11 protein-coding genes are annotated in these 11,609 nt (G+C 63.4%); 4 read left to right on the forward strand and 7 right to left on the reverse strand.

All coding sequences use genetic code 11. From position 1 onward, the window contains the following. Positions 1-846 (forward strand): APC family permease (locus VL598_RS09115; RefSeq protein WP_325326387.1); only part of this gene is annotated, 846 nt, incomplete at its 5' end. Between the two features lie 130 nt (positions 847-976). Here the strand turns inward: VL598_RS09115 and VL598_RS09120 are convergent. From VL598_RS09120 to hemA, 5 genes are all read right to left on the reverse strand, one after another. Then, positions 977-1,585, reverse strand: coding sequence for a UbiX family flavin prenyltransferase (locus VL598_RS09120; protein ID WP_325326388.1), 609 nt, complete (start codon positions 1,583-1,585; stop codon positions 977-979). 52 nt (positions 1,586-1,637) lie between these two features. Further along, complete coding sequence (gene grxD / locus VL598_RS09125) at positions 1,638-1,949, reverse strand: Grx4 family monothiol glutaredoxin (protein WP_325326389.1); 312 nt, start codon at positions 1,947-1,949, stop codon at positions 1,638-1,640. Between the two features lie 83 nt (positions 1,950-2,032). After that, on the reverse strand, positions 2,033-2,965 hold the full coding sequence (gene prmC, locus VL598_RS09130) for a peptide chain release factor N(5)-glutamine methyltransferase (protein WP_414718686.1): 933 nt from the start codon (positions 2,963-2,965) through the stop codon (positions 2,033-2,035). A gap of 141 nt (positions 2,966-3,106) precedes the next feature. Then, the gene (prfA, locus tag VL598_RS09135; protein WP_325326391.1) at positions 3,107-4,189 is read right to left on the reverse strand and encodes a peptide chain release factor 1; all 1,083 of its coding nucleotides are present in this window, start codon (positions 4,187-4,189) and stop codon (positions 3,107-3,109) included. Between the two features lie 95 nt (positions 4,190-4,284). Continuing rightward, the gene (gene hemA / locus VL598_RS09140; protein WP_325326392.1) at positions 4,285-5,559 is read right to left on the reverse strand and encodes a glutamyl-tRNA reductase; all 1,275 of its coding nucleotides are present in this window, start codon (positions 5,557-5,559) and stop codon (positions 4,285-4,287) included. A gap of 301 nt (positions 5,560-5,860) precedes the next feature. Between hemA and VL598_RS09145 the strand changes: the two genes are divergently transcribed. The 3 genes from VL598_RS09145 (at position 5,861) to VL598_RS09155 (ending at position 8,659) form a co-directional block, all read left to right on the forward strand. Next, positions 5,861-6,115 (forward strand): hypothetical protein, encoded by a 255-nt coding sequence (locus VL598_RS09145; protein ID WP_325326393.1) that lies wholly within the window; start codon positions 5,861-5,863, stop codon positions 6,113-6,115. Positions 6,116-6,130: 15 nt separating this feature from the next. Then, positions 6,131-7,957 carry an aminopeptidase P family protein gene (locus VL598_RS09150; RefSeq protein ID WP_325326394.1) on the forward strand — a complete coding sequence of 609 codons (1,827 nt, stop codon included), beginning with the start codon at positions 6,131-6,133 and terminating at the stop codon, positions 7,955-7,957. A gap of 75 nt (positions 7,958-8,032) precedes the next feature. Then, complete coding sequence (locus VL598_RS09155; protein ID WP_325326395.1) at positions 8,033-8,659, forward strand: HAD family phosphatase; 627 nt, start codon at positions 8,033-8,035, stop codon at positions 8,657-8,659. 171 nt (positions 8,660-8,830) lie between these two features. Here VL598_RS09155 and ettA read toward each other — a convergent pair whose 3' ends face one another. Together ettA and ychF are read right to left on the reverse strand one after the other, a co-directional pair. Then, a complete protein-coding gene (gene ettA / locus VL598_RS09160; RefSeq protein WP_325326396.1) occupies positions 8,831-10,498 on the reverse strand; it encodes an energy-dependent translational throttle protein EttA in 1,668 nt (555 codons plus the stop codon). 16 nt (positions 10,499-10,514) lie between these two features. Then, complete coding sequence (ychF, locus tag VL598_RS09165) at positions 10,515-11,609, reverse strand: redox-regulated ATPase YchF (RefSeq protein ID WP_325326397.1); 1,095 nt, start codon at positions 11,607-11,609, stop codon at positions 10,515-10,517.

The following is an 11,609-nucleotide window of genomic DNA, read 5'->3' on the forward strand; positions in this document are numbered from 1 at the left end:
GCCTTTATCGGAGCCGTCAACCCCTCCGACGCCGCAAAAGGCTGGCATCACTTGACGTTTGCGTCTCCGTTCGCAGAGCTCGCGCTGGCGTTGAACCTCAACTGGCTCGCGTTGATGCTTTACGTCGATGCATTCGTAAGCCCGAGCGGCACCGGCTCAACGTATATGGCCACCACCACGCGCATGATCTATGCGATGGAGCGCAACAATACGCTGCCGAAGATGTTCGGTAGCGTGCACCCGCTCTATGGCGTGTCGCGCAACGCAATGTGGTTCAATCTGCTCGTGTCATTCGTCTTCCTGTTCTTCTTCCGCGGCTGGAGCTCGCTTGCAGCCGTCATTTCTGTCGCCACCGTCATCTCGTATCTCACGGGGCCGATCAGTCTCATGTCGCTTCGCCGTGCAGGGCCCGACCTCGTGCGGCCGCTCAAGCTGCCGCTCATGCGCGTGGTTGCCCCGTTTGCCTTTGTCTGCGCCTCGCTCGTGCTTTACTGGGCGAAATGGCCGCTCACGGGGGAGATCATTTTGCTCATGATCGTTGCGCTGCCCGTCTATTTCTACTACCAGGGCAAGGCCGGCTGGGGTGGCTTTCACCGCGATCTGAAAGGGGCCTGGTGGCTCGTCGCTTACCTGCCGACGATGGCGCTGTTCTCCCTGATCGGTAGCAAGCAATTTGGGGGCAGGGGGCTCTTACCCTACGGTTGGGACATGCTGGCTGTGGCTATCGCCGCGCTCGTCTTCTATTTCTGGGGCGTCGCGTCAGGCTATCGCACGCCGTATCTCGACGAGCGCGAAGCGGAGGGCGAGGGTCATGAAGATGACGTCAGCGTCTTAGCTCAACCCTGACGGTTGAGAGAGCGGCGGGCGACAACCGCTCGCCGCCACCTTTAGGGCCTTCAACTTGCGGTTGCGTGCAGCTTTGAGTGGGCGGAGGTTGACGTCTTGCCCGTCGGGTGCCGTGCGCGGTGCGCCGGATTTAGCGTCGATCCGACTCGTCGCCGCGCAAGCCTTTCCAGGCGTCGGCAAGCTTCGCCCCTAGCGCGAACAAATCGAGCACGCGGGCGACGGTGTCGTCGACGAGTTGATCAATCGATGCGGGCCGGTGATAGAACGCGGGCAGTGGCGGAAAGATGATGCCGCCCATCTCGGTGACGGCCGTCATATTGCGCAGATGGGCAAGGTTGAACGGCGTTTCCCGCACAAGGAGCACCAGCCGTCTGCGCTCCTTGAGTGTGACGTCGGCCGCACGGGCGATCAGGTTGTCGGACAACCCGTGAGCGATACTCGCCAGTGTTTTCATCGAGCAGGGCGCGACGATCATGCCGTCGGTCGCGAACGACCCCGACGCGATGGTAGCGCCGATGTCGCGCACGGAATGAACGACATCGGCAAGCGGATGGATTTCGTCTTTCGTCAGCCGCAATTCATGCTGAACGTTGAGCCAGCCGGCGCTCGAGATCAGAAGGTGCGTCTCGACGCCACCTAGACGCTTCAACGTCTCGAGCAGGCGCACGCCATAAATGGCGCCCGTCGCGCCCGTGATCGCAATGATCAACCGGCGCGGCGGCGTGTTGAGCGCTGGCATGGTGCGGCCGGGGATGGCGCGGCGGGGCAGCCGTAAGAGGCCGGGCTGCGCGTCAGGCCGACGCGAACAGCTGCCGAAGCTCGCCCGACTGGTACATCTCCATCATGATGTCAGAGCCACCGATGAACTCGCCCTTCACATAAAGCTGGGGGATGGTCGGCCAATTAGAAAAGTCCTTGATGCCTTGGCGGATCTCTTCATCGTCGAGCACGTTCACCGTCTTGAATTGGTCGACGCCGCATGCCTGAAGAATCTGCACGGCGCGACCGGAAAACCCGCACATCGGGAACTGTGCGTTGCCCTTCATGAAGAGCACGACCTGGTTTTCATCGACGATCTGCTTGATGCGTTGTTGCGTATCCATGACTGACCTTGATTCCGTGAGAACACGGAGCGTGGAAGATAGTTGGAAATGATAACGGATTTCGCCGGTCCAGGCCGGGGCGGCTATCGGGCGGCGTGATCGGTGACAAAGCCCGCGCTGGGTGTCACTGCGCCACTGATCCGCTCGATGCCGGCTAGGTCGGCGAGCGAGTGGACCTCGGCGAATCCCTCTCCTGTGAGGAGGGCGCGCACGGCAGCCGCTTGGTCGTAGCCATGTTCGATCCAGATCTGCCCGCCCGGCACGGCGTACGCGCGCGCGCCGTCGATAATCGCCCGAATTGCCGAGAGTCCGTCCGCTTCGTCGGTGAGCGCGCCTCTTGGTTCGAAACGCAGGTCCCCGGCGGTGAGATGCGGGTCCGTCGCCGCGATGTAGGGCGGGTTGCTGACAATGACGTCGAATGAAAGCGACGGATCGAGCGCTGCGTACCAGTCGCTTTGGATCAGATGAATCGATCCGCCGGCCCGATGCGGGTCGACGAGCTTGGCCACGTTGCGTGCTGCGACCGCCAGCGCCTCGGACGAGCGGTCGAGCGCCCAGACTCGCGCGTCGGGCCGTGCTGACGCCACCGCGACGGCAATCGCTCCGCTGCCGGTGCCAAGATCGAGGACACGCGGGTTCCTGAGCGGCTCGATGGCCGCGAGCGTCGTTTCGACGAGCAGCTCGGTTTCGGGCCGCGGTATCAGCACGTCCCGCGTAACCTCAAACTGAAGGCCATAAAACTCGCGTGCTCCGACGATCTGAGCGATCGGTTCGCCTGCGCAGCGTCGTTCTTCGAGGGTCCGGTAAGCCGCGGCTTGGCTTTGCTGGAGCGGTTCGTCGCCGCGCGTGATGAGCTCGGTACGACGCCAACCAAGCGCCTGCGCGAGCAGTATCCGCGCCTCAAGTGCGGGCAGTGGCGAGGCGCGCAGCAGAGCCGTTGCGGTGTCAGCGGTCGCGGCGACCCCCACGGCAGAACGCGCCGCAGTGCTCTGAGGCGTCGAACTGCCGGGCGTCATCGCGCCAACCGAGCAGGGGGCGCTCGGCGTCCCGGCTGTGGAGAGCCCGTGCCCGTCAGGCTGGGCAGACGAATCTGGCTCGGCGGACATGGCAAGCAGATTGAGCGAAGTGTGCGATGGGGGAATGACTCGAGCGCATCGTCAGTCGGCTTCGCCGAGCGACGCGAGCTGCTCCGCTTGGTGCTCGGTGAGGAGGGCGGAGATGAGATCGTCGAGGTCACCGTCCATCATCGCATCGAGCTTGTACAGCGTCAGGTTGATGCGGTGGTCGGTGAGCCGTCCCTGCGGGAAGTTGTACGTGCGGATTCGCTCCGAACGATCGCCTGAACCGATGAGGCTTTTGCGCGTCGCGGCTTCTTTGGCGTGCTGCTCGTGGTATTGCTTGTCCTTGATACGCGCGGCCAGCACTTTGAGCGCGCGGTCCTTGTTCTTGTGCTGCGAGCGGTCGTCCTGGCACTCAACGACGATGCCCGTTGGCAGGTGCGTAACGCGCACGGCCGAATCGGTTTTGTTGATGTGCTGTCCACCCGCGCCCGATGCTCGGAACGTGTCGATGCGCAAATCGGCCGGATTGATCTCGACTTCCCCGATCTCGTCGGCCTCGGGCATCACGGCGACGGTGCAGGCGGACGTATGAATGCGGCCTTGGGTTTCGGTGGCCGGCACGCGCTGCACGCGATGGCCGCCGGATTCGAACTTGAGCCGCGAGTAAGCGCCCTGACCGGCGATGCGTGCGATAACTTCCTTATAGCCGCCAAGATCCGATGAGCTTTCCGAAATCATCTCGACCTGCCAGCGCTGCCGCTCGGCAAAACGAAGGTACATGCGCAGCAAGTCGCCGGCAAAGAGCGCCGATTCGTCGCCGCCTGTGCCAGCGCGAATTTCCAGAAAGATGTTGCGCTCGTCGTTCGGATCCTTTGGCAGCAGCATGGCGCGTAACTCGGTCTCAAGCTGCCCCATTCGTTCACGGGCTGCTCGCGCCTCTTCGTCGGCGAACTCGCGCATGGACGGATCGGCGGCGAGCTCCAAGGCCGTCGCCGCATCGTTGCGCGCCTGGCGCCATTGCGTGTAATGCTCGACCACAGGACCAATCTCCGCGTGTTCGCGCGTGAGCTTGCGGTACTGGTCGATGTTGGCGGTGACGTCCGCACGACTCAGCAGATCGTTGAGTTCGGCCAGCCTTGTGGTCAGCTGGTCGAGCTTCTGTTGCATGCTCGTTTTCATGGTGTGGAGCGAGGCTCCCGGAAGAATTGGATTCGAAGGAGACGGCCGCATGCGCGTGCGGGCCGCCGCGGCGCCTTTTGAGCGTGGCCGCGGCGCTAATGGTCCGACGGCTTGCCGTGCTGGTAGGCGCCGCCGAGCAACTCGATCAGCGTCGATCGTTCCGTGCTGTTTGCGCGGTTGAGCGCGTGCGTCGGGCCGTGAATGAGCTTGTTGGTCAGCGCTTGCGACATGGCCTCGAGCACCGCAGCCGGATCGTCGCCGCGTGCGAGCATCTTTTGGGCGCGCTCGAGTTCCGCACGGCGCAATGCGTCCGCCTGCTTATGCATGTGACGGATCACCGGCACGACGCTGCGCGCATCGAGCCACTGCATGAAGTTGTGCACGCCGGTTTCAATGATCGTCTCAGCCTGCGCGACGGCCGCCTGTCGCGTCGCATTGCCTTCGCGCACGATGGCACCGAGATCGTCGACGGTGTAAAGGAACACGTCCTTAAGCTGCCCAACCTCGGGTTCGATGTCACGGGGTACCGCAAGGTCCAACATGAAGATCGGCCGATGCCGGCGTGCTTTGATCGCGCGTTCGACCGCGCCTGCGCCGATGATCGGCAGCGTCGATCCCGTGCATGAAACGATGATGTCGAACTCGTGGATGCGCGCGGGCACGTCGGCAAGCGGCATAAAGCGGCCGTTGAAGCGTTCCGCGAGCTTGGCGCCGCGCTCGACCGTCCGGTTGGCGACGACGAGTTCGCGCGGTGTCTGCGCTGCGAAGTGCGTGGCGCACAGCTCGATCATCTCGCCCGCGCCGATAAAGAGGATGCGTTGTTTCGACATTTTGTCGAAGATGCGCTGCGCAAGCCGTACCCCCGCCGCGGCCATCGATACTGACTGCGTGCCCACCGCCGTTGTGCCGCGTACTTCTTTGGCGACGGAGAACGTGCGCTGGAAAAGCTGATTCAGATACGTGCCGAGCGCGCCCGCTTCCGAGGCCGTGCGCACAGCGGTTTTCAGTTGCCCGAGAATCTGCGTTTCGCCGAGCACCATCGAGTCGAGGCCGGAGGCCACGCGGAACGCATGCCGAACCGCTTCGGACTGCGGCAGTGCGTAGACGTGCGGCGCGAGCTCCGCGACATCCACGCCGTGGTAGCTCGAGAGCCACTCGATCGCGGCTTCCCGCGAGGCTGCCGCCTCGGTCACGCAATACAGCTCGGTGCGGTTGCACGTGGAAAGAATGGCGGCCTCGGGTGCGCCCGCAATCCCCAGTGACTTGAACGCGGCAAGCGCCGGCTTCACCTGCTCAGGCGGAAACGCCACGCGCTCGCGCAACGCGACGGGCGCCGTGTGGTGATTGATTCCGATCGTGAGCAGTTGCATACGTGGGCACATCGCCGCCCGACTCGAGTAGGCGGCATTTGAGTAACAGGCGGTTATTATAACGATTTCATGCTTTTGGCTCTGAGTGGGCAACGGGTGACCATGCTGCCGCATTCAGGCGGGCGGCCATGGCTGCCGCGGCCCGCGGGCGATTGTCGCGAATATGCAATGATCTATTGCGATATCGCCCGGCTGCCAAAAGCCGTACTTTTACCTTTGATAGAGAATAGCCATTGATGCGATTGCATGGCGCGTCCCGTTATCCGATGAAAATGCAGGCGACGATTGCGGTGGGTTGCTGATGGGGTGGCTGGGTATCGTCGTGCTCGGCGCCGTTATCGGACTTGCCGGTTGGCGGTTGCATCCGCGGTACCGCGCGACTCGCATGCGCGGGTTCGTGGCCGTGGTCATCGGTGTCATTGCGGCCGCTGCCGCGAAGATGGCCGGCAACCTGTCTGGACTCTTCTACGATGGCGGGGTGCTCGAGTGGCCGCTTTGCACCGCTGCCGCGTTCGCCGCCGTCGCGCTGGCAGTCGCTCTGGTCTCTCGTCGTTGAACCCTGGTGGAACCCATGAACGTCCGACTTTCCGAACAATCCGCGCAGCCCGATGAAACTGCCGCCGGGCGACTTGCGCGGCTGCGCGAGGCGATGGCGCGAGAAGGGCTTGCCGCCTTCGTGGTCCCGTCTTCCGATCCTCATCTTTCCGAGTACTTGCCTGAGCGCTGGCAAGGGCGGCAGTGGCTTTCGGGCTTTACGGGCTCGGTCGGCACGCTGGTCGTCACAGCCGACTTCGCGGGTGTATGGGCCGACAGCCGTTATTGGGTGCAGGCCGAGGCGCAGCTCGCGGGCAGCGGCATTTCGCTCATGAAGATGGCGGCCGGCCAGCCGATGCAGTTTGTCGACTGGCTTGCAGAGCACCTGCCCAGTGGGGCGAGCGTCGGCGTGGATGGCACGGTGCTCGCGCTGGCCGCGGCGCGTACGCTCGCGGACGCATTGCGCTCGCGCGGTGTATCGCTGCGCACGGACCTTGATTTGCTCGACGCAATTTGGCACGGGCGCCCGGCGCTCCCGGTTGGCGCTGTCTACGAGCATGCGATGCCTTATGCGGCGGTAACGCGCGCCGCGAAGCTCGATGCAATCCGGACGGCGATGCGCGACAAGGGGGCTCAGTGGCATTTCATCTCGACGCTCGACGATCTGGCTTGGCTCACGAACCTGCGGGGCGCCGATGTCGAGTTCAATCCCGTCTTCGTCGGACACGCGCTGATCGGGCTCGATTCGGCGACGCTCTTTGTGGCGGACGGTAAAGTACCGGCCGAGCTTGCGCAAGCGCTGGCGAGTGACGGCATTCGCATCGACTCGTACGAGCGGGCAACGGCGGCGCTGGCCGCGCTGCCCGCCGGCGCGACGTTGCTCATCGATCCACGACGCATCACTTACGGCCTCAAGGAGGCCGTGCCGGCGAGCGTGACGTTGGTCGAGGCCGTCAATCCGTCGACGTTCGCCAAGTCGCGCAAGACGCCGGCGGAAGCGGAACACGTGCGAGCGACGATGGAGCAGGACGGCGCGGCGCTTGCCGAGTTCTTCGCCTGGTTCGAAGGGGCGCTTGGCCGTGAGACGATCACCGAGCTCACCGTCGACGAGCGGCTCAGCGCGGCGCGCGCGCGACGGCCCGGGTTCGTATCGCTTAGCTTTGCGACGATCGCCGGGTTCAATGCCAACGGCGCGATGCCGCACTATCGCGCCACCCAGGCTTCGCACGCGACCATCGCGGGCGATGGGCTGCTCCTCATCGACTCCGGCGGCCAATATACGAGCGGCACGACGGACATCACGCGGGTGGTCCCCGTCGGCAATATCTCATCGGCGCACAAGCGCGATTTCACGATTGTCCTGAAGGGAACGATTGCGCTGTCGCGCGCGCGTTTTCCGCGTGGCATTCGCTCGCCGATGCTGGACGCCATTGCGCGCGCGCCGATCTGGGAAGCCGGTGCGGACTACGGGCACGGTACCGGACATGGCGTGGGCTACTTCCTGAACGTGCATGAAGGTCCGCAGGTGATTTCGCATTACGCGCAGCCCGAGCCGTGGACGGCGATGGAGGAGGGGATGATCACCTCCGTCGAGCCGGGCCTCTATCGGCCGGGCTGTTGGGGGGTGCGCATCGAAAACCTGGTGCTCGCCCGTTCCGTTGGCGAAACGGAGTTTGGCCCTTTCCTCGACTTCGAGACACTGACGCTCTGCCCGATCGACACCCGCTGTATCGCGCTCGAATTGTTGCGCGACGACGAGCGCGCTTGGCTCAACGCTTATCACCAGACGGTACGTGAGCGCGTCTTGCCGCATGTAGCGGGTGAGGCGAAAGCGTGGCTCGAAACGCGCACGCAAGCCATCTGAACGAGAGCGTCTGCGCTGCCCGGTGCCCACTGCGGCAGCGCATGAGCCGACACAAGTATCGAACGAGGAGTCTGCATGGCCGACAAAGTGGTCGTTTTTGATTTTGGCGGGGTGCTCATCGACTGGAACCCCGACTATCTCTATCGCCAGTTGATCACCGACGACACCGAGCGGCGGCGCTTCCTCACGGAAGTCTGCTCGTTGGATTGGATCACGCAGCAAGATGGCGGTCAGCCCATCGCCAAGGGCACGGCGGAGCTCGTCGCGCGGTTTCCTGAGCATGAATCGCTGATCCGGGCGTTCTACGAGCGCTGGCACGAGATGATCCGCGGCGTGCTCGAGGAAGGCGTGGCGCTCGTCGACAAACTCGAGGCGGCCGGTGTGCCGCTCTTCGGTCTGACCAATTGGTCAGACGAGACTTTTCCGTGGGCTTGGGAGCGCTTTTCGGTGCTGCGGCGTTTTCGCGATGTCGTCGTGTCGGGCCGCGTGAAGCTTGCGAAGCCCGACCCGGCTATTTACGCCGAGATGTACTCACGCATCCAGCAGCAGGTGCCTGGTGTTGCACCGCAGGACATCGTCTTCATCGACGACAACGTCAAGAACACGCGCGCGGCAAGCGCGCTCGGCTGGCACGGCGTGCATCATACGAGTGCCGGGGCAACAGAAGTGCAGCTGCGCGAGCTGGGGCTGGCTTTTGCTTGATCGTTGGCGTGATTTTTCGCGGATTCGCTAAATGGCGTGCAGCGCGCGGCTCGCGGCTCGCCCGCGATGAGTGGGCTTGGCGGGCCGTGCGTTTGACGCCGCAAATCGGCGCAACAGAAGAGCAGCCGGCAGGCTCCTTAGAGCCTGCCGGCTGACTATCGAACCCGGCGACTACCGGGTGATCGGCTTGTAACGGATGCGCTTCGGCGCTGCGCCCTCATCGCCGAGGCGTTTGCGCTTGTCTGCTTCGTATTCCTGATAGTTGCCGTCGAAGAACACCACTTGCGAGTCGCCTTCGAACGCCAGGATGTGCGTGGCGATGCGATCGAGGAACCAGCGGTCGTGTGAGATGACCATGACCGAACCGGCGAATTCGAGCAGGGCATCTTCGAGGGCGCGCAATGTTTCGACGTCGAGGTCGTTCGACGGCTCGTCAAGCAGCAGCACATTGCCGCCCGCGATTAGCGTTTTGGCCAGGTGAAGCCGCCCGCGCTCGCCGCCCGAAAGATTGCCGACCATCTTCTGCTGGTCGCCGCCCTTGAAGTTGAAGCGGCCGATATACGCCCGTGAAGGCGTCTCGAACTTGCCGACCGTGAGCACATCGGCGCCGCCCGAGATTGCCTCGAATACCGTCTTGCTGCCGTCGAGCGCATCGCGGCTCTGATCGACGTAGGCGAGCTTGACGGTCGGGCCGACGGCGATTTCGCCGGAATCGGGTTGCTCCCGTCCTGTCAGCATGCGAAAGAGCGTCGACTTACCCGCACCGTTCGGGCCGATGATGCCCACGATCGCGCCGGCCGGCATCTTGAAGCTCAGATTGTCGATGAGCAGGCGATCGCCGTAGGCCTTACTGACATTCTTGAATTCGATGACTTCATTGCCGAGCCGCTCGCCCACAGGAATGAAGATCTCCTGCGTCTCGTTGCGCTTTTGGTACTCCTGGCTGTTGAGCTCCTCGAAGCGTGCAATCCGGGCCTTCGACTTGGCCTGACGCCCCTTCGGGTTTTGGCGCACCCACTCGAGCTCTTTCTTGATTGCCTTCTGGCGCGCCGATTCCGAGGCTTCTTCCTGCTTGAGCCGGTTCTCTTTCTGATCGAGCCAGCTGCTGTAGTTACCCTTCCACGGGATGCCATGGCCGCGATCGAGCTCGAGGATCCATTCAGCAGCGTTGTCGAGGAAGTAGCGATCGTGCGTGACCGCGACGACCGTGCCGGGAAAGCGCGTCAAAAACTGCTCGAGCCATTCGACCGATTCGGCGTCGAGGTGGTTGGTTGGCTCGTCGAGCAACAGCATGTCGGGCTTTTCGAGCAGCAGCTTGCACAGCGCCACGCGGCGCTTTTCGCCGCCCGACAGATTCGCGATCTTGGCGTCCCACGGCGGCAGACGCAGCGCGTCGGCGGCCACTTCGATCTGTTGCTCGGGACTGCCGCCGTCGCTCGCCGCGAGGATGGCTTCGTACTTCGCCTGTTCGGCGGCGAGCGCATCGAAATCGGCATCCGGCTCTGCGTAGGCCGCATAGATCTCGTCGAGCTTCTTTTGTGCGCTGAAGACGTCGCCGAGACCTTCCTCCACCGCTTCCCGTACCGTCTTTTCCGGATCGAGTTGCGGCTCTTGCGGCAGGTAGCCGATGTTGAGATTGGGCATCGGCGTGGCTTCGCCTTCGATATCGCGATCGACGCCGGCCATGATGCGAATCAGAGTGGACTTGCCCGAGCCGTTCAGGCCGAGCAGGCCGATTTTCGCGCCGGGGAAGAACGAGAGCGAGATGTCCTTGAGAATCTGGCGCTTGGGCGGCACGATTTTGCCGACCCGGTTCATGGTGAAGACGTATTGGGCCATGTGCGTAAGGTGCGCTTTAAACGTTAAAGAGGAAGTTCATCACGTCGCCATCATGAACGACGTATTCCTTGCCTTCGGCGCGCATCTTCCCGGCTTCCTTCGCGCCTTGTTCGCCTTTGAAGGCGACGAAGTCGTCGAACGAAATCGTTTGTGCGCGAATGAAGCCGCGCTCGAAGTCGGTATGGATGGCACCCGCGGCCTGCGGCGCGGTATCGCCAACGTGGATCGTCCAGGCGCGCACTTCCTTCACGCCGGCCGTGAAGTACGTCTGCAGGCCGAGCAGCCTGAAGCCTGCGCGAATCACGCGGTCCAAGCCCGGCTCGTCCATCCCCATGTCCGCGAGGAACGCCGTCTTGTCTTCATCGGCGAGGTCGGCAATTTCAGCTTCGATCGCGGCGCACACGGCGACGACGGGCGACTTCTCGGCCTCGGCGTACTTGCGAACGGCGTCGAGGTGCGGGTTGTTTTCGAAGCCATCGTCCTTGACGTTGGCAACGTACATCGTCGGCTTTGCCGTGATCAGGCAAAACGGCTTGATGAGCACCGTTTCATCGTCGGTCAAATCGAGCGCGCGGACCGGCCGGGCGGCGTCGAGTTGCACTCGGGCCTTCTCGAGGACGGCGACGAGCTTGGCCGCTTCCTTGTCGTTGCCCGACTTGGCCGCCTTGCTGTAGCGTCCAAGTGCCTTCTCGACAGTGCCGAGATCGGCAAGCGCGAGTTCGGTGTTGATGACCTCGATGTCGGACAGCGGATCGACCTTGCCCGCCACGTGGATGACGTTCTCGTCCTCAAAGCACCGCACGACGTGCGTGATGGCATCCGTTTCGCGAATGTTGGCGAGGAACTGGTTGCCAAGGCCTTCGCCCTTGCTCGCGCCCGCGACGAGCCCGGCGATATCGACAAACTCGACGACGGCCGGCACAACGCGCTCGGGCTTGACGATGTCGGAGAGTGCGCTCAAGCGCGGATCCGGCACCTCGACGACGCCGACGTTCGGCTCAATCGTGCAGAACGGATAGTTTTCGGCGGCAATGCCCGCCTTGGTCAGCGCGTTGAAGAGAGTGGACTTGCCGACGTTGGGCAAGCCGACGATGCCGCATTTGAGGCTCAT

The organism is Trinickia sp. (assembly GCF_035492435.1).
GTDB lineage: Bacteria > Pseudomonadota > Gammaproteobacteria > Burkholderiales > Burkholderiaceae > Trinickia.

Excerpts from the sequence above, each read along its gene's own strand:
- ettA (WP_325326396.1), bottom strand. The coding sequence starts at position 10,498 with ATGGCCCAATACGTCTTCACCATGAACCGGGTCGGCAAAATCGTGCCG.
- hemA (WP_325326392.1), bottom strand. The coding sequence starts at position 5,559 with ATGCAACTGCTCACGATCGGAATCAATCACCACACGGCGCCCGTCGCG.
- grxD (WP_325326389.1), bottom strand. The coding sequence starts at position 1,949 with ATGGATACGCAACAACGCATCAAGCAGATCGTCGATGAAAACCAGGTC.
- ychF (WP_325326397.1), bottom strand. The coding sequence starts at position 11,609 with ATGAGCCTCAAATGCGGCATCGTCGGCTTGCCCAACGTCGGCAAGTCC.
- VL598_RS09120 (WP_325326388.1), bottom strand. The coding sequence starts at position 1,585 with ATGCCAGCGCTCAACACGCCGCCGCGCCGGTTGATCATTGCGATCACG.
- VL598_RS09150 (WP_325326394.1), top strand. The coding sequence starts at position 6,131 with ATGAACGTCCGACTTTCCGAACAATCCGCGCAGCCCGATGAAACTGCC.
- VL598_RS09145 (WP_325326393.1), top strand. The coding sequence starts at position 5,861 with ATGGGGTGGCTGGGTATCGTCGTGCTCGGCGCCGTTATCGGACTTGCC.
- prfA (WP_325326391.1), bottom strand. The coding sequence starts at position 4,189 with ATGAAAACGAGCATGCAACAGAAGCTCGACCAGCTGACCACAAGGCTG.
- prmC (WP_414718686.1), bottom strand. The coding sequence starts at position 2,965 with ATGACGCCCGGCAGTTCGACGCCTCAGAGCACTGCGGCGCGTTCTGCC.
- VL598_RS09155 (WP_325326395.1), top strand. The coding sequence starts at position 8,033 with ATGGCCGACAAAGTGGTCGTTTTTGATTTTGGCGGGGTGCTCATCGAC.